The following is an 18,271-nucleotide window of genomic DNA, read 5'->3' as shown; positions in this document are numbered from 1 at the left end:
CCGGCGGCGGGAAGGGTGTTGCGGTCAGGGCTGGAGAACGAAGTCGCCCTGGTTGTTCACCTGATAGACCCGGTAAACCTCGCCGATGCGGTCACCTTTGTCGTTGAAGGAGATCTTGCCGGTCAGGCCAGGGAAATCCTTGAGCGCGGTTTTCATGAAGGCCGACACCTTGGCTGGCTCCACCGAGTTGGCGCCCTTGATGGCCTCGGCCAGCACCCGGAACCCGTCGCCGGCAAGGACAGGGTAGATCGATTTGGGCGCGCTGCCGAATTTTTTCTCAAAGGCGGCGACAAAGGACTTGGCCTCGGGCGTGTCCAGATCCTTGGGCAGGGGCGGGGTCAGGAAGAGGAAGCCTTCCGTGGCTGCGGCGCCGGCGATCTTCACCAACTCGGGATTGTTGACCGCATCGCCGCCCATGAAGGGTACGTCCCAGCCCATCTCTTTTTTCTGGCGCAGGAGCAGGCCGGCCTCGGGATAGTAGCCGGTAAAGAAGACAAAGTCGGGACCGGCCGCCTTCATCTTGGTGAGAATGGTGTTGTAATCGCGCTCACCCGGGGTGAGGGCGTCGAAAAAGACCACCGGGATGTTCAGGCCCTTGAGATTGGCCTGGGCCTCTTCGGCCAGCCCCTTGGCATAGGAGGTGTTGTCGTGAAGGATGGCGATCTTTTTGTGGCCGAGCTTGCTGATGGTGGCGGTGGCCACCTTGCCCTGCTCGTCATCGCGCGGGCAGGTGCGGAAGAAGTTGGCCAATCCCTTCTCGCTGAGGCGGATGGCGGTGGAGCCATTGGCCACCTGGATGATGCCGGCCTCGTCATAGATGTTCTGGGTGGCTTCGGTAATGGAAGAGCCATAGGTGCCGATCACGCCGACAATGCCCTGGGTAGCCAGACGGTTGGCTGCAAGCGAGGCCTGACGCGGATCACCGGCGTCGTCCTCACTGATGACGGCCACCTGCTTGCCGAGCAGGCCGCCCTTCTGGTTGAGTTCATCGGCGAGCAGTTCGACCACCTGTTTCATTTCCTGTCCTTCACTGGCCCAGGCTCCGGTCATTGGTCCCATCAGCCCGATCTTGACGGTGTCGGCGGCAAGGGCGCTGGTCCCGAGCAGAAGTCCCAACCCAGCGACTAGGCTCAACAATTTTTTCATTTTCTCCTCCTGGTGATGGTGAAAAGATACGCTGCGACAGGTTGCCGCAGGGTTGCACTGCCATAACTTGGTATCAATAAAACTGGAAGAAGTCAATTCCTAAGCCCGGCAAGAGACCGTGTTCTTTCCCTGCCAATCGGCTTCGTCTGTGGTACAATCAGCCCACAATAGCCCCAGGTCGTTCCCTGCACGGTCAGCCCTCTCCTTTCCTCCAGCCAACGGTTGGCCCATGCACCTCCTCGCCATCCCGGCTCATCCCGACCCAACCAGCCTGAACCACCTTCTTGCTATGGCTTGATGGACAGAACCAGCGCCCCGACAGCTGAAGGCAAGGAGATACTCATGCAGACAATCGGGGCAGCGCACACGTGCAAAACCCTGCTCAAGGTCACCACATTCGAAGTGCTTCCGGACTATATGAGAAATTCCCGGGCGGAAGAAGCCGTATTCACGAGAGAAGAGATTGTCGTAACGATACTCGAATTCATCAACGTGGTTATGAATAGTTGCCACAACGGTGACTCCCGAGGTTTTCTGCCCCGATATACCTCCGCCTTGTCTGTTCAATCCCTTGCAGTCCCTTTGTGCTGTCAACAAAGGTGATGCAATGTAACTGGTATCACTGATATTATTATTACCGATGAACTTTCCGCGCTCTCCCTTATATTTCCAACCAATCCATCCCCATTATCTTGGAGAAAAGATGTATCTTGGCAATCTTAACCATTTAAGCAAAGCTGCAATTTGAACTTCTTCCTGAACACCAACCAGCTGGTTTTTCTCTATTTTTATCTTGAGAGCTGTTGCAAATTGTTTCATTTCGGTTAGAGGGCTATTGAGATTGCCAGGTGGTCTGTATTTACCTCACCGTGCCCCAGTTGCATGAGGAAAAATGAGGAACTTTCCTGTCAGGAATCAGGTTTTCGCGGCTTGGCCCGATTGGCAGGTGTTGCCGCAAGTGGATCATCAGGCCAGTAATGTTTTGGATATCTGCCCTTCATCTCCTTTTTTACCGCTTCATATGACGAGCGCCAGAAGCCCGGCAGGTCCGAGGTGATCTGGATCGGGCGACTGGCCGGGGAGAGCAGCTGCAGCAGCAGTGGCTGGCGTCCATTGGCGACGGCTGGCGTCTGGTCGAGGCCGAACATTTCCTGCAGGCGAACGGCCAGCACCGGGATATCGCCAGAATAGTCGATGGGGATTTTCGAGCCGCTGGGAACTACGTAGTGGGTTGGGGCCAGTGTATCTATCTGGCGTTGCAGTGGGTAGGGAATGCGTGTCTTGAGGGCACCTCCGAGGTCTATTGCTGCCAGCTCTTTTGCGGATTTTACCTTATCCAGAAATGGTGCAAGCCACTCCTCCAGCTCTGCCAGGAGCTGCGCATCACTCATATCGGGAATGTTGGCGTCGCTTGCAAGAAACTTCCCGGCAAAACAGACACGCTGCTGCCAGTTGCGCAGTGTTCGGTTCCACGGCAGCACGCTCTGCTCCGATTTCCTGATCTGTTCCAGCAGGATTTTTTGTATGGCTTCCGGATCTGGTGCGGTGAGAGGTTTGCTGGTCAATAGCAGCTTCTGGTAGTGGGTCTGCGTTTCGGCAACGACAAGGCCGCGCTCCCCATCCCAGGCCAGGTGCTCTTGCTCCTGCAGCTGGTCGGCAAACTGATCGAGCAGGGTGACGCGATCGTAGCCGAGGGCCAGGTAGATCCGGGCGTTGTTGCGATTGCCGTCAAGGCTGAAGACCGCAAGCCACTCATGACGGGAGAGACTGTCGTTGGGGTCGAGATACGCGCCTTGGCCACCCGCCAGCAGGTAGTTGACTTCGCTCTGCGGGCGGCGGCAACCGATCCGCTCGGGATACCCCCAGGCAAGCAGTCGGCCGTAGTCGCAGTCGCGCAGTTTTTCCGGGGTATCAAGTCTGCGGGCGAGGTCGCATGCAGCGGTGGCTATTCTCCGGGCGAGGCCCGTATCGATCATGCCGTTATGGATGCGGGGCAGGGATCTGGTCGAACCATTTTTCAGCAAACCCTCCATAATGTCGATGCGCAGCTGCAGGTCGGCCTGGTAGTGGTCGCGGTCAAAGCGGAGAAGGTCTTTTTCGCTTATCACTGCGGCCAGCAGACAGGCATTGAAGCCTGTACCATCTTCCACACCGAGCACCACCATATGCGCGAGGCGCGGATGCAGGGGAAGGTCGGCGAGCCGTTGGCCGTGATCGGTGACCCGCAGCGTGTCGTCAAGCGCGCCAAGCTGTTGCAGCAGCAGCCGGGCAGCGGCAAACCGCTCTTGCGGCGGCGGGTCGAGCCACTGTAATCGGGCTGGGTCGCTGACCCCCCAGACCGCCAGTTCAAGGGCAAGACCGGTCAGATCGCAGCCGAGAATTTCCGGCCGGTGCGACGGTATCAGCCCGCCGGTCGCATGCTCGCCCCAGAGCCGGATGGAGATGCCCGGCTCCATCCGGCCGGCGCGGCCGCTGCGCTGGATGGCGGAGGCCTGGGAGATCGGCATGGTCTGCAATCTGGTCAATCCTGTGGCTGGATCGAAGTAGGGCCGGCGCTGCAATCCGGTGTCGATGACGATGCGGATGCCCTCGATGGTGAGGCTGGTTTCGGCGATGTCGGTCGCCACCACGATTTTTCGTTTGCCCGGAGGAGCAGGGGCGATGGCAAGGTCCTGCTCACCGGCGGTGAGTGCGCCGAACAGCGGAGTGATCCGCCACTTGTCACCTGAAACGGTTGGCAGCCGCTCAGTCAGCCGCCGGCAGAGCTGGTGGATTTCTCCTGTGCCTGGTACAAAGACGAGGATGGAGCCCTCCTCCTGCGTTGCGGCCTGCAGGATCTCCCGGACGAGCTGGTCGATATTTCGCGCCGGGGTGTGCTCACCGCGATACCTGATCTCTACCGGGAACTGACGTCCACCACAGGCGAGACTGGTGCTGTCGGCAAGCACGGCTGTGAGTTGCTCCGTGGGCAGAGTCGCGGACATGACCAGCAGCCGCAGTTCCGGATTGAGGGCGCCCTGCAGGTCGAGGCAGAGGGCAAGGGCGAGGTCGCTGTCCAGGTTGCGTTCGTGAAATTCATCGAAGATGACGATGCCGGTTGCAGCCAGCTCCGGGTCGTGCTGCAGCATGCGGACGAGGATGCCCTCGGTGACCACCTCGATGCGGGTCGCTGCCGAAACCCTGGTGTCCATCCGTACCCGGTAGCCGACTCTCCGGCCAACCTCTTCCCCCAGCTGGCGCGCCATGTAGCGGGCAGCGGAACGGGCGGCAAGACGCCTGGGTTCAAGCATGATTATTTTTCTGCCCGCCAGCCACGGTTCATCCAGCAGGGCGAGAGGCACACGGGTCGTCTTGCCGGCGCCCGGCGGCGCAGTGAGGATGACCTGATGACGCCTTGCAAGCGTTTCGCGCAGCTCGGTGAGGATCGTCTCTATGGGCAGGGTGGCGTTGTCCATGAATTCCGGTGCTGCTGATTACGACAGGATGCCGGGATAGAGCCTGAGAGTGTTGGCCAGCACCGTCTCCCGCACCTCTGCCAGCGGAATATTCTTGATGTCGCTTACGGCCTGCAGACTGTGGACGATATTGGCCGGTTCGTTGCGCTCTCTGGGCACAGGGCCGAGGACCGGGCTATCGCTTTCCAGCAGCAGGCAGGAGAGCGGCAGTTGCTTGACCAGCTTCTGTTTCTGCCGCGAGTGGATGATGGACGGCGGGACCGAGAAGAAGAATCCTGCCTCCACTGCAGGTATCGCCGCCGACCACTTGCCGTCGAAGGCGTGCAGCTGTATTTTCCGGGCATCATTTTCCAGCAGGAGCTCGATAACGTGTCGGCCCGCAGATCGCGAATGGATGTTCAGCGGCAGGTCCAGTTCACGACCGAGGGCGATGAACCGGCGCAGGACCTCCCGTTGGACTTCGCGTTCTTCATCCTCCTTGGCCAGCCAGTAATCCAGGCCGACCTCGCCTATCGCGTGCAGCTTTGCGCTGTAGTTCCGGATAAAAGCGACCAAGGCCTCTGCTGCATCAAGTCCGGCAAATTCCGGGTATAAGCCAGCAGCGGGTTTGAGGAGAGGGTGTTTTTCGCAGAGGGACAGGACCTCCTCTGCTTCGGCAAGCGTCTCACTGACGCAGAGAATGGCGGAGACCCCTGCGTCAGCTGCCCTGACCAGGACCTCTTCGCGGTCACCTGCAAAGCTGTCGCTTGCGAGGTGGGCATGGGTATCGACAAGTGTGGTTGTCACGGCTGCTTGCAGCTTTGAGATTACCTGGAGAGGATTTTTTGTGTTATCTGGTTTCTCCTTGAAGGATAAAACTGTCGGTCGGCTCTGCACAGCGTTTTTTTGCTGTGGAGACCATTTTACATGAGAGGATCAAGCTAACGGCTTAACCAATCAGCATGAATGTTATCTGGAATCCAGCTATCGCTGTCATAGATCTGTGATCAAAATACCCGAACAATTTTCTGACCAATACACAAAATTTCCAGCAGGTCATGGTTTTGATACCATTCACCTGCCTTTCTACCTTAAATGGTTACGAGATTATATCGGTTTTATTCAGTAAACATTCATTCAAATAGATAGAATTGTAGATCAAGTACAAGGATGAAAAACCGGATTATTGGTTAATTCGGATTCGTACTGGCAGTATCAAACAACCACCGACGAGGTCGACAAAAGATGTTTCCTGATCCCAGACAGCCACACTTTAATTAGGGCCAGATTCTGTTCGAAATTGAGAACACTTCTGTTTTGATGCCATCTCTCGACCTTGCACATTCTTCCTCACCTACTTCTTTTCAAAGGTTTTGTTTTATGGAAACGAGGTTGGGTTATTAACCCTCCTGGAACTGTTATTAGTTGAGGGATTGACTTATTTTAAAGATGGAATAGAGTGGTTCCCTCTCTATTTGCCGTTCCCAATAAAAAAGGAAAAATAACGTTGACTAGTAATCAGAACATATCGAAGAGAAAAGGAGCGCTGGCCTTTCTTGCTTTGATCAGTGCATTTCCTCCTCTTTCTACGGTACTCTACCTTCCTGCACTGCCACAGATGGTAAAGGCGCTTGATACCACCCAGACCAGTGTAAACATGACGCTAAGCATGTTTTTTTTGTTTTACTCAGTGGGGTTATTGTTCTGGGGACCACTGAGTGAAAAATTTGGCAGAAAGCCCATTCTCCTATCGGGGTTGACGATATATGTATTTGCCAGCGTGTTTTGTGCATTCAGCCAGAATGTGGAACAGCTTATCGCCGGCCGCATCGTACAGGCATTAGGAGGGAGTGCAGGAACAGTAGTGGCTACCGCCATAGTAAAGGATCTCTATAGTGGTCGCGAACGGGAGAAGGTTATGGCCATCATCATGTCCATGGTAATAATTGCCCCTATGCTTGCACCGGTTCTTGGTGCACTCTTGTTGAAACACACTTCCTGGCGGACGATCTTTCTTATGTTGGCGGCTATTGGGGCTACAGCGTTGTTGAGATCGATATTTTTTCAGGAAACCCTGTCTGGGAAATTTACAGGCTCGGTAATCGGCTCCTGGTGCAGACTTTTTGTGGTCTTAAAAAATCCAGGATTTTCGTCCCTGTTGCTGATCTTCTCTCTAGCTCCGGTTGCTCTCATGGCTTTTCTGGCCTCTGCTTCCTATATCTATATTGATGGTTTTGGGCTTACAGAAGGACAGTTTGGTCTTTTTTTTGCATTCAACGCTACATGTGCCATGGTCGGCCCCACGATCTATATGCGGATGAGGCGACATGTCGAACCAAAAATGATTATTACCGGGTGCTTTATTCTGATGGCTGTTTGCGGAATAGTTGTTTCCGTCTTTGGTCATATGTCTCCCTGGTTGCTTGCCTTGTCGGTCGGAATGGTAACAATGGCGGCAATCACGGTACGAGTTCCAGGTACTCATCTGATGCTGGAACAGCAGGAGGAGGATTCAGGATCCGCATCAGCGCTTATCAATTTTTTTGCAATGTTCTTGGGAAGCATGGGAATGCAACTGGTCACGCTTTGGCCTGGTACCCTTGTAATGAATCTCGGTTATATTCAGATTGGTGTAGGTATGGTTTGTTGCATATTGTGGCTGCTGTGCCACAACAGATCGTTTATTACCCAGCCTCCATCCTGATAAAGTAACGCTGGTATGGATGAGCACTCTGGGAGCTACCTTTTTTGGCATGAACTGAGATGTGTTACGTATACTCTGGACTTAGTGTGCCAACGAGAGCAAGTAATTTTGTTCATAACTACATGAAAGATGGGGGGTAGTAAGGAAAATTGAACACGTCCTCGCGTGAAAATCTGTTCCCAATTCGTGCGGAGATGGGCTGAAATTTGGAATGGTTGGAATAGAAAATGATTCAATAATGATTTCAAACCTACATGATTTCCATTGGCAAGCTTCAATTGAAAAGCACACCTCATAGGTCGTCAAATTTCTTCCTGAAAGTGTCTCGAATAAAGTGGTCGCAACGACCAGTTACGGAATTGTGAATCGAAGGTTTGAGGATACAGTAGTAGCTTTAACCATGGGTGTATTGAGAAGTTCTTGAGCTTATGATCGACAAGGTTAATGTTCACTTTTCCGTGCCGCTTCAACTTTTTCAATGGTAGATGTCTCGGCCACATTGACTCAGCAGGATTTGAATATCTTTAAAAAAGCTTTGCATTACGGTTCACCTCCTTTCTCCTCTTGCCGGCCCAATAGTGATGATAGGAATATGCGTAATCACATAGTATTGCGATTCTAAAAACATCCATCCGATGTTCGTCGGGATATTTCTCATGAAGACACCGGACTACGGAGCACGATCAAATTACCCACAAGCACCTGAACGGCTTCGTTGTTTTGATTCAGCGTCGTGGTCCTCACCTTGATGACTCCCTGGTCGGGGCGAGATGTGGAGGCTCGCACTGCAAGCACTTCGCTTTCGACCCGAAGCTCATCGCCTGGCCGAACCGGTTGCAGCCAGCGGAATTCGTCAAAGCTGGCGCCGACGATGCCGCCGGCAGGTTTGAGATCGCCTTCAACCAGAAGTTTCATCGTGATCGCGGCCGTGTGCCAACCGCTGGCGACAAGACCACGAAATATCGTGTCGGTGGCGGCTCTTTCGTCGAGATGGAACGGTTGCGGATCAAATTCGGCGGCAAAGCTCTTGATGCGGTCCACATCGATACGGATACGCTCGGACTGAAAGGTTTGTCCAGCTTCAAAATCTTCCAGGTATCGTTCCTTCATATCGCCTGTCTCCATCGCTGCTTGATTTGTCAAAAATTGAACAAAAATCGAGATCAAGACTGCCAGGGCTTCAAAATCGATGAATTTCGTTGCGTGCGCATCAAGCAGCAGGGTTGCGCGGGCAGGAAATTCATCGTCTTTATCGTAGAAGATGAGTTGAAGCAATACGTTGGGCAGTACATCAAAGATGACGCTTACGGAACCAGATCCGGAAATTCCACCCTCGTGACCACCGATAGATACTGCTATTGATAGCAATTCCTGAATGCGTCCCTGGAATCGTTTAATTATAGGGCCTTCCAGGGCACTGTGAGAAAAACTGCTGTTTCTGAATAATGGCCCGGCGAGTTCAGCTAAGGGCACAAATATCCCTGCCGGTAGATTTCTGCAGCCTGTCAGCACATAGTGGATCAATGCACTCGCCGTGACATCCGAGCACCTTCTCCGATCAACCCTCCGGACACCTGTATTGGATATCAGGTAGGTTGCACCCAGAAATGGAACTTCGATCTCTCCAGCAGTGTTTATCGGAAGATTGACATGCCTGGCTAATGTAGCGATATCCGCATCTTCCAAGCGCTTGACAAGATCTTCATAGATTTTTCCGTGTCCGCCAAAGCCTGAAACGTCCGTCATCTTCTGCTCCCATTCTTTGCAAGCGGTGCTTTCAGGCAGGCCGGACAGTTTTTTTCGGAAACCTCTTGCTTACCGCTGTCGCTTGCTCCTGGCCGGGAAGAACATAGACGTTCTCGTTCCTATCCTGCAGAGGCTTGACAACACGTTGTATGTATTCATTGCGATTATCGAGATAGGGCCCGAGCAGGTCCTGGCCTGCCGGGCAGACACTCATGCAATAGCCACATCGATATCCGCCGCCATAGGTGAGGCTCTGCCAGAGAGCCATTGTTTCACCGTCTGTTCGTTTTTCCCGATATTCTTCCATGTTTTGGCTGGTGACAAGGGATTCGACCCAGTTTAAAAAACCTCCCAGCCGATCCCGGTAGGCATGGACCAGACATTTGATAAACGCGAAGGACCCGTCCGGGGCTATGGCTCCGGTTGGACAGGTGGCAACGCAGAGTTGGCAATCGATGCATGGATTGTAGGCGATGGGTTGGTCATAGACCTCCATGGCTGTATCTATGATTATGGTCCCCAGACAAAGATGACTGCCGAAAATTGGATGGATCAACAGCCGATGGTGGCCGATCATACCGAGGCCTGCCGCTTCCGCTACCGGTTTATGTGAAACCGTCAGCATCCTGCCTTGCCATTTACTCATATCCTGGGGAAAGCATTCGGAAGGAGTGACCGCGGTGATCCCTTCACCCCTCAACGCTTTGACGACGGTGCGGGAGATATGCAGCATTTCCGCGTCGTAGGCTATGAACTCTCCATCCACCAACGATCTGTCGTTTGAGCGGATCTGTGCCGCATTCATCCGACAAATAAAACTGACAAGGGTTTTGGCTCGTGGAAAAGCCTGCAGGATCGCCTCCTTCTGGTCTTGCAGAGACGGGCGGTCAATTTCCACAACACCGACATCATCGGCCCCGGCTTCCAGGACGATAGCCTTCAGTCGTCTCGATGTCATTGCTTCGGGGTGGTTATTCTGCTGCCTCTGTCGAAAGGCTATTACATCTGGATGATCGTTCAAATTCATAATCTCCTCCCCGTATCGTTAGGTTTGACCACCGCCTGCACCTATTTCAACTCTATGCACCGCACAACCGGTTACCGAGTCGAGAACGGTCGTCGCAAAACCGCCATGTACTCCGCCCAATGGGTTACGATGCTGCTGTCCAGCGGCTGCGGTGAAAATAATCTCACCGGGCACCACCGAAATAATGGTCATAGGGCATCGTATTCTCCTTCCGGCATGATGATAGCGTGATGGTATCATTTGCCTGGATTCGGCAAAAGTGGCATAATTGACAAAAAACGATCCATAAACGCCATAATGGTACTGATAACAACGTGAGACTGCTATGCCTCAGGGGGACTCATGGTCAACATCACCTTTATCGTCGATACAGGTTGTCAATTTTCCGGGATTTCGGGATTGATTGACAGTTTCACAATAGCGAATCGCTGGCATGCAACCAACACCGGGGAATGGTCGGCACCTCTCTTTACGACACGAATCCTTAGCCAGGATGGAAAGGCGGTCAAAGTAAGTGGCGGGTTTCAGGTCATACCTGATGGCGCGTTTCAAGATTCCCTGCAAACTGATGTTGTTGTCGTCCCGCCATATCTTCCCAGCGCCGATCTTCTTCCTGCCAATGCCAGGCCGTTGCTGGACTGGATCGTTGCCAGGTATGAACAGGGGGTAACGATTGCAAGTGTCTGCACCGGGAGTTTTGTCCTTGCGGAGACCGGGTTGCTGGATGGCAGACTGGCAACCACTCACTGGTTTTACGCAAAACTCTTCAAACGCCGTTATCCAAAGGTTCTCTTGGAGCCGGACAGAGTCCTCACGCGAGATAAGGGCTTGATCTGTTCCGGCTCTGTTTCGGCCTTTTATTATCTGGCACTGCATCTGATCGAATGGTACGGTTCTCCTCACCTTGCGGCGCAATGCTCAAAGTCATTACTGGTCGATCCAAACAAGTCAAGCCAGTCCTCTTATGCGGTATTTAATGTCCACAAAGGTCATGGCGACCAGGAAATATTGCGAGCTCAGGAATTGATAGAGTCCCATTTCGCCGATTCAATCAACATGAAAGATCTTGCGAGAAAAGTAGGGATAAGCCCCAGACACTTTATCCGTCGGTTCAAAAAGGCTACCGATGAAACCCCTCTGAGCTACTTACAGCAGATCCGTATTGAGAGGGCAAAAGACTATCTGGAGACGACCTTGGAGACGGTGAACGAGATAACCCAGGTTATAGGCTATGAAAACAGCAGTAGTTTTAGAAAATTATTCAAGGAGGCAACCGGCCTGTCACCCAGTGAATATCGAAACAGGTTCATTCGTGGTGATGGCGGAGCATCGGGCGTCAATTGAGATACCCCTCGGCAAGCTCAGCTTGTGGAACAAGGCTCAGTCGTTAACCTTTTTCCTGAAACACGTAAAAAGCCGCTAGTGGAGAAGATGATGACACTGCTCAACGTAGACCACGAAAAATGCAAACAAGACGGCCTGTGCGCCAACGACTGCCCCGCAGGGGTGATCTTTTTCAAGCCCGGCCAATACCCGGAACTCAAACGGGGTGCCGAGGCCATGTGCCTGCGCTGCGGCCATTGCGTGGCCATCTGCCCTCACGGCGCCATGGACCACGCCGAGGTGCCCCTGGTCGACTGTCCGCCCATCGACCCGGCCCTTTCCGTCACACCGGACCAGGCCGTCCAGTTTTTGCGCTCACGCCGCTCGGTGCGCCGTTTCAAGCCCGGCCCGGTGGAACAGGCCGATATTCAGCGCCTGATCGACATCGGCCGCTACGCGCCCACGGCCAGCAATGCCCAGGTGCTGCGCTGGCTGGTGATCAACGATAAATCACGCCTGGATGCCCTTGCCGGTCAGGTTATCGAATGGATGCGCGCTGTGGTTGCCTCCGGCGAGGGTGTAACACCTTACATGCCCGTGGTGATCAAGGCCTGGGACAAGGGCTTCAATCCGATTTTCCACACCGCTCCTTGCCTGGTGGTGGCCACGGCACCGGCCGGCGCGAGCAATGGTATGATCGATATCTCCCTGGCGCTTTCCTATCTGGAACTGGCCGCTCCGCAGTTCGGCATGGGCACCTGCTGGGCCGGGCTCTTGCAATATGCGTTGGAATGCAACCCCAAAATCAAGACTGCCGTGGGCATTCCGGAGGAATGCCCTTACCATTACCCCATGATGGTCGGCTATGCCAAGGCCCGCTACTACCGCCTGCCCGAACGTAAACCAGCCGTCATCACCTGGTTGTGAGGCCGATCCTCGCCTTCGGGTGTCTTGCGAAAATACGGTCCCTTGGGAGCGGTTACACTGCAACGACGATGGTCCAATGGTCTTGAGTGGCATCGATAATGGGGTTTGCAGCCAAAATCAAAGATCAGCTCCCGGATTTGAGATGTTTCAAGATGCAGTTCTGGTATGCCTCAAACGAATGTCTTGGCCACCAGAGCTGGTGCTCGGTTGGTTCTCCCTTGATTTGAGCCGGCACGCCCATAACCAGGGAGCGGGCGGGGATTTCCTTGCCAGCACCTACCAGGCTCTGGGCGGCAATGATGCAGTAATCCCCGATAATGGAGCCGTGCAGCAGGGAGGCATTCATGCCGATAAGAATATGGCTGCCCACCTGCAGGCTGTGGACTACGGCGCAATGGCCTACGGTCACCCGGTCTCCGATTGTGACTGGAGAGCTTTCCTTGCCGGGCATGCCGGAATGGATGACGCAGTTATCTTCAATCACGCATTGCTTTCCAATGGTTATTTTCCCCATATCCCCCCGGATGACCGCGCCTGGCCAGACACTGGTCTCATCTCCGATTTCCACATCACCGATAACTACTGCCATTTCATCGACGTAAGCTGTTGGTGAAATTTTAGGGGTTTTGCCGTTAAAAGAGCGAATCATAGTGTATCATTATCTTCAGTTAGGGTTAATCCGTAAAACGGATGGCCTCTCCAGACCATTATCAATAACGGTCATTGATCGTAGGGCATTTTTGTCGTTGTTAGGTACACAAATATAGGCAGAGCTGGAGTAATATTTGTGTTTGGCCATAATACATGCCGAAAAGATTAATCTACCTAATATTTTATCGGTCAGTCCCGTCAGAGCCTGTTGCTGACTCTACGGACCACTGGGGCTGTTGAAAAAGGTTCAACGACTCCTGTGGGAAGCGTTAGGCATTTTATCAGATATCGTGACAGTATTGTATAGGATCAACGTTGAGATTTACATCGGCAATAGTCAATTATCGCCGATGTTGTCTTTTGAAGATGTTTCCTGGACATTTTGGAGGTGTATTGGCCAACCCTGATAGGAGATATCTGGACTCTAGTCGCTGCTAAAATCCAATGTAGTTGTGCTGCCTTCCGTATATAAATCTGTCCCCTCTGTTCCTCAGAGGGAATACTCCTGACTCGGCATCACCGCTGCCGCCCATAAATTTTCCGGGATACGGCCTGGGTGGTGCTTGGTTTGGCGCCAGTCGGCAAATCTGGATTGAATTTGTGGCAGTGTCGCAGGGGGAAAGGCTGGTGATTGTTCCATCGTTAATCCTCCATTGGTTATAAGAAGGGTACAGATTGTAGTAGATCACTTTTTCGGGGTCATGGAGGCTTGCCGAAAGGACACACCCAGGACGAGGGCTCCCCGCTTCTCGATACGGGCGGAGAGAAGATTGACATTTAGTTGGATCAATGGACTTGGTCTCTTTTACTGCCGGTTCTTCCTCAGTTTCAGCCATCGAGAATGGAACTGATACCTTGGCTTGAACCAGCGAAATGTTCTTTTCAGACAAGGTGGGGGCGTAAGGTTGTCTGCGCTATTTCCCCAGCGTGCCCATGATCCCACGCACGGCTGCCGGCAGATCGGCCGGAAGGACCACGATCTTGGCGTTGTTCGCCTCGGCCATGGAGCGCATGGCGTCCACGTAGCGCTGGCCGAGCAGGAAAACCAGGGGCAATTCTCCGCTCTTGCTGGCTTCGGCAACCTTGTTGATGGCTGCCTGATCGGCTTCTGCCAGCACGACCTTGGCCTCGGCGTCACGGCGGGAAGCCTCAAGGCGTCCGTCGGCTTGCAGGATGGCCGCAGTCTTGTCGCCTTCGGCCCGGGTCACCGTAGCCCGGCGGGCCCGTTCGGCAGCGGCCTGCTCCTCCATTGCGTGCTGCATGGTGTCGGATGGGTTGATGTCCTGAATCTCAACAGTCTTGAGTGTAATACCCCAGTCCGAAATGTCGTCGGAGATGGTTTCCTTCAGTCTGGCTTTGATTCTGTCTCGAGAGGACAGGGCGTCGTCAAGATCCATTTCGCCGATGATGGATCGCAACGACGTCTGAACCAGGGTCTGGATGGCCATGCGAAAATCCTCGACTCCGTACACGGCCTTCTCCGGAGACACGATGTTGATGTAGGCCACGGCGTTGGTGACGATGACCGCGTTGTCACGGGTGATGACCTCCTGTGAGGGGATGTCCATGACGATGTCCTTGGTGGTCACCTTGTATGCAACAGTGTCCATGAAGGGGATGATGATGTTCAGACCGGGGGCGAGGGTGGAATGGTACTTTCCCAAACGCTGCACCACGAATTTGAACCCCTGGGGAACGATGCGAACCCCCATGCTGATGGTGATGATGACCAGAAAAAGCAGAAAAATGACAATGGTCAAGCCGGGACTGAACATACGAACCTCTCTTGAAAAAAAAGAATGAAACGTTTGTTATCTGTAAATTTTCGGAGCGACGATGAGGGTGTTGCCTGACACGTCGCGGATCTGGACCCGGTCTCCGAGCTGAACGGGTTCGTCGCAGATAAATGACCATTCGTCGGAACCCAAGAGCGGTTTTGTGAAACGGACTATACCCCTGCGATCGCCTTCCGGCACGCTGATGACTTGCCCTGTTTCCCCGAGAAGGGCCTCACGCGACATGCCGGCCCGGGTCTTGTCGAGCATACGCGGTTTCATGACCACGAACCAGAACACGGTAAGGAGGGCGGAAAAAAATGCCCAGAGCAGGAGTTGCGCAGTCAGTTCCATGGGCGAAATCCAGAGAATGCCGCCTACGGCCAACGCTCCGAGACCGAACCAGAAAATGGTGAAGCTTGGGATAAAGACCTCGGCAATGATGAGGATCAATCCAAAAACAAGCCAATGCCAGTATTGCACGTCCATGCGATTCTCCGAAACGGTTGGTGTGAACTCACTGACATCGATGTCCGGCCAAGCAAATCCAGCATAAGCTCAAAAATCGTCATCAGGCAATGTACCGACGGGACGCGAAGAGGAGTGCTGGGGTGGGTGATGGGATGAGAGGTGATAAGGTCGCCTTCTTCGGGCTTCCCCAAAAAGCCCCGTCCAACGAATGGCCATCCGATCTTATGCATCAAAGCTACCTTTCCCGGAAAACTTTCGCAAATATTTTTACACTGAACCAATAACCGGCATTGGACCAACCGGCGGTCATTCAGCAATGAGGTCAATATCAACCGATGAATGTCTTTTTCGGTAAATTCCTTCTTCTTCAGAGTGGTTAAATCTTGTAGAAAAAATAAAAGAGGATGTTGCTGCCAACCTTAACCATTTAAGCAAAGCCGCAAGTTAAGACTATTCCTGAAAAGATTTCGCGTGTTCAAAGGTCAAGTATATGAATTCTGGCTACACAGGGGCTACATGGAGGCCTTGAAAACAAAAAAGCACTTACCCGATTAAGGGTAAGTGCTTGATTTTACTGGTGGGCCGTCCCGGAGTCGAACCGGGGACCTGCTGATTAAGAGTCAGATGCTCTACCAATTGAGCTAACGGCCCTCACCTGTGGCATTGGTGCCATGTATGTATCACAGGCCGGTGGTGACGTCAAGCCCGAATGCCGCTCGATCGGGAAAAATCACCGCCGTTTTCCGCCTTGATATCCTTGCCGTTGCTACCGGTAATACAGGCTCGGACTGCCCATCGTCAGCAGGGCCTTATGGAGGTTGCGACGGAACTCCCGTCGGTCCCATATGCCCTGGATATGCCCTCGTTTCAAGGCGTTGCGGGCGGAGTGGTAATCCGGCGGGATATCGACCCCGGTCGTTTCACGGATGACCCGCGGCCCGGCGAAACCGACCCGGCTGGAGCGGATGGCGAACTGGTACGGCGAACAGCCGAGGAAGGAGGCGACCGGTCCGGCGTACGAGTTGTTGTCGTAGACGACGATGTAGAGTCCGCCGGCGTCGATGTACTCTCGGACCGCCATCGTGCATTTCGGCATCTGGACCACGCCGAGCGTGCCCTCCTGGATGCGGATGCCGCCGGTGGTGTGGATGTAGGCGAGGAACGGCCGCTTCTTCCGCTTCGCGAGCTGGCAGGCCTGGACGAACTTCTCGCCCTCGGCCGCGCCGACGGTGCCGTTGCGGAAATCGGAGTAAAGCATGGCGACGATGATGTGGATGCCGTTGACCTGGGCATGGAAGGTCATGTTGCCGGAATTCCTGCCGGTCTTCTTCTTCGATACCGCCAGCCGCTCGGTAAAGCCGGTGTACTCCAGGGGATTGCCGGAGGTGATCTCGTTGTTGAAGAACTTGATCGAACGGGGGTCGAAGATGTTCTTCAGGTACCACTGGTGCTCGAGTGGAAAGTGGTGGCCGCAGGTCTCGCAGACCCCGGCGAATTCGCCGTAGAGATCGGGGATCCACAGGTCCTTGCAGCCGTAACGGGCGGCGTTGGGGCAGGTGACGGTCCGGTCCTCGTTGGCCAGCGGACTGGTGTAGGTGTCGGTCAGTTCGAGGGGATCGATGATCCGGCCGTTGTCCTGGCCGGGAATCGGCGGGGCGGCAAGGCGCGGCACCGGCTTCCGGCCCTTTTTCTTGTCGGACCAGAAATTGACGACGGCGTGGAACGGTTCGCTGATCCGCTTGAGCATCACCGAACCTTCGCCCGACACGTCCTTGATGACCTTGTGCACCTGCCGTTTCTGATTTTTCAGGATGTCGTAGCGCAGGGTGTAGTAGACCTTCTCGACCCCGGTCCAGGTCTGGTGGGCGAGGTGGGCGCCGGTGCCGGGGGTGCCGGTGAACCCATGCCGGGCCAGGCTCAGATATTTTTTCGACCGCTGGGCCAGCAGTCGCCTGACCTCGTCGCGATTGAGATCCCAGGGGACCTCGACCTGCAGTTCCTGAGCCTCCGCGGTGTTCTTTTTACGGCCGATCTCCCGGGCCCGGAAGGCGCGGAAGCTCTTGGTAGAGAGGACGACCTGGTCGGTCGCCCGGAGCATCTCGGAGCGCAGGGTGGCGAAGAAGTTGAAGTCGTCGCGCCGCGCCCCGAGCGGCGGCTCGTGGATGATCCGGTCGATGGTGCCGTTCTTCAGGTTGTCGAAGGCGGTGAGGCGCAGCCGGTCGGCGCAGACTTCGATCAGTTCCTTCGGCACCTTCGACCCTTCCCTGATCTGGCCTTCGATGGCGGCCGCGCCCTCCGGCGAGATCACCGAGTAGTAACCGTGGGTGACCATCAGGCGGTAGTCGGACAGGCCGATGGCCTCGGCCCCGCCGGAACCGCCCTCCGAAATCAGCGAGATCATCGGCACCCGCAGCTTCGTCATGGCGTAGATGTTGCGGGCGATCTGCTGGGCGGCGCCGGGATATTCCTCGACCGGGTACGATCCGGGGGTGAAGATGTAGAAATGGATCGGGATGCCTTCGGTCTCGGCGACCTTCATGAACCGCTTGGCCTTGGCGTTGCCTTCGGGCCGGCAGGAGCCGCCGTTGCGGAACTCCTCGCCGTGGCCGGTCTCCTGGCCGATGACCATGACCGAGGCGGTGTAGGGCTTGTTCCTGATGCGGCGGACGATGGTGGCCTTGGCGCAGATCATTGCCGGGTCGATATTGGCGTCGCCCTCGCCGCCGAGTTCGGTATAGTCCTCGTAGACGTTTTCGAGGATGTCCTTGAGGCTGAAGCGCTGGGCGCTGCGGACGATTCGCACCCGTTCCATCGGGGTCAGTTGCTCCTCGGCCCGTTCCTCGAGAAAGCTGATGGACTCATGAAGTTTGCGGATCTCGCCGGACAGTTCCTCGACGGTATGGTCGTAGACGGTCTGTTTGAGGCGGTCGCAGGTGGATTTGAAGCCGTCCAGGTTGCCCCAGTTGCTGAAATCCTTGATCTGCAGCAGGTAGTTGATCCTCTCGTCGATTTTATGCAGTTGTTTTAACTGTTCGTTCATAGGGCAGTGTTTCGTCCGGTGCTGGTC

General features: G+C 54.6%; 13 protein-coding genes, 1 tRNA gene and 2 pseudogenes. 3 read left to right on the top strand and 13 right to left on the bottom strand.

Features of this window, described 5'->3' with window-relative positions:
• Positions 1 to 24 precede the first annotated feature (24 nt).
• From HNQ81_RS04795 to HNQ81_RS04780, 4 genes are all read right to left on the bottom strand, one after another.
• Positions 25 to 1,146 (bottom strand): branched-chain amino acid ABC transporter substrate-binding protein, encoded by a 1,122-nt coding sequence (locus HNQ81_RS04795; protein ID WP_183348855.1) that lies wholly within the window; start codon positions 1,144 to 1,146, stop codon positions 25 to 27.
• A 252-nt stretch (positions 1,147 to 1,398) separates the two neighbouring features.
• Entirely contained in the window at positions 1,399 to 1,659 is a 261-nt protein-coding gene (locus HNQ81_RS18065) for a transposase zinc-binding domain-containing protein (RefSeq protein ID WP_183348853.1), read from the bottom strand.
• A gap of 395 nt (positions 1,660 to 2,054) precedes the next feature.
• Positions 2,055 to 4,601: an ATP-dependent helicase HrpB gene (gene hrpB, locus HNQ81_RS04785; protein ID WP_183348851.1), complete on the bottom strand. Its 2,547-nt coding sequence runs from the start codon at positions 4,599 to 4,601 to the stop codon at positions 2,055 to 2,057.
• 18 nt (positions 4,602 to 4,619) lie between these two features.
• A complete protein-coding gene (locus HNQ81_RS04780; RefSeq protein ID WP_183348849.1) occupies positions 4,620 to 5,387 on the bottom strand; it encodes a TatD family hydrolase in 768 nt (255 codons plus the stop codon).
• 700 nt (positions 5,388 to 6,087) lie between these two features.
• Between HNQ81_RS04780 and HNQ81_RS04775 the strand changes: the two genes are divergently transcribed.
• Entirely contained in the window at positions 6,088 to 7,284 is a 1,197-nt protein-coding gene (locus tag HNQ81_RS04775; protein WP_183348847.1) for a multidrug effflux MFS transporter, read from the top strand.
• Between the two features lie 654 nt (positions 7,285 to 7,938).
• On the opposite strand, the gene HNQ81_RS18060 is transcribed toward HNQ81_RS04775, so the two are convergent.
• The 4 genes and pseudogenes from HNQ81_RS18060 to HNQ81_RS17270 form a co-directional block, all read right to left on the bottom strand.
• Positions 7,939 to 8,394, bottom strand: a complete 456-nt coding sequence (locus HNQ81_RS18060) for a MaoC family dehydratase (RefSeq protein ID WP_353740483.1) — start codon at positions 8,392 to 8,394, stop codon at positions 7,939 to 7,941.
• Between the two features lie 48 nt (positions 8,395 to 8,442).
• Positions 8,443 to 9,030: pseudogene (locus tag HNQ81_RS18055) on the bottom strand (DUF3786 domain-containing protein); the annotation flags it as partial.
• Between the two features lie 31 nt (positions 9,031 to 9,061).
• Positions 9,062 to 10,057, bottom strand: coding sequence for an epoxyqueuosine reductase (locus tag HNQ81_RS04765; RefSeq protein ID WP_183348843.1), 996 nt, complete (start codon positions 10,055 to 10,057; stop codon positions 9,062 to 9,064).
• Positions 10,058 to 10,084: 27 nt separating this feature from the next.
• Positions 10,085 to 10,252: pseudogene (locus tag HNQ81_RS17270) on the bottom strand (hotdog family protein); the annotation flags it as partial.
• Positions 10,253 to 10,399: 147 nt separating this feature from the next.
• Here HNQ81_RS17270 and HNQ81_RS04755 point away from each other — a divergent pair.
• On the top strand, positions 10,400 to 11,401 hold the full coding sequence (locus tag HNQ81_RS04755) for a GlxA family transcriptional regulator (protein WP_183348841.1): 1,002 nt from the start codon (positions 10,400 to 10,402) through the stop codon (positions 11,399 to 11,401).
• A gap of 87 nt (positions 11,402 to 11,488) precedes the next feature.
• Positions 11,489 to 12,307, top strand: coding sequence for a nitroreductase family protein (locus tag HNQ81_RS04750; protein WP_183348840.1), 819 nt, complete (start codon positions 11,489 to 11,491; stop codon positions 12,305 to 12,307).
• 124 nt (positions 12,308 to 12,431) lie between these two features.
• On the opposite strand, the gene HNQ81_RS04745 is transcribed toward HNQ81_RS04750, so the two are convergent.
• The 5 genes from HNQ81_RS04745 to HNQ81_RS04725 form a co-directional block, all read right to left on the bottom strand.
• On the bottom strand, positions 12,432 to 12,956 hold the full coding sequence (locus HNQ81_RS04745) for a gamma carbonic anhydrase family protein (protein ID WP_183348838.1): 525 nt from the start codon (positions 12,954 to 12,956) through the stop codon (positions 12,432 to 12,434).
• A gap of 916 nt (positions 12,957 to 13,872) precedes the next feature.
• Positions 13,873 to 14,733, bottom strand: coding sequence for an SPFH domain-containing protein (locus HNQ81_RS04740; protein WP_183348836.1), 861 nt, complete (start codon positions 14,731 to 14,733; stop codon positions 13,873 to 13,875).
• Between the two features lie 36 nt (positions 14,734 to 14,769).
• On the bottom strand, positions 14,770 to 15,222 hold the full coding sequence (locus tag HNQ81_RS04735; protein ID WP_183348834.1) for an NfeD family protein: 453 nt from the start codon (positions 15,220 to 15,222) through the stop codon (positions 14,770 to 14,772).
• Between the two features lie 557 nt (positions 15,223 to 15,779).
• Positions 15,780 to 15,855 (bottom strand) — tRNA-Lys (locus HNQ81_RS04730).
• Between the two features lie 115 nt (positions 15,856 to 15,970).
• Complete coding sequence (locus HNQ81_RS04725) at positions 15,971 to 18,244, bottom strand: carboxyl transferase domain-containing protein (RefSeq protein WP_183348832.1); 2,274 nt, start codon at positions 18,242 to 18,244, stop codon at positions 15,971 to 15,973.
• Positions 18,245 to 18,271: the final 27 nt, after the last annotated feature.

The organism is Desulfoprunum benzoelyticum (genome assembly GCF_014201505.1).
GTDB classification, from domain to species: domain Bacteria; phylum Desulfobacterota; class Desulfobulbia; order Desulfobulbales; family Desulfocapsaceae; genus Desulfoprunum; species Desulfoprunum benzoelyticum.
The sequence above is the reverse complement of the archived record's forward strand: the minus strand, read 5'-3'. Positions and strand labels throughout refer to the sequence as shown.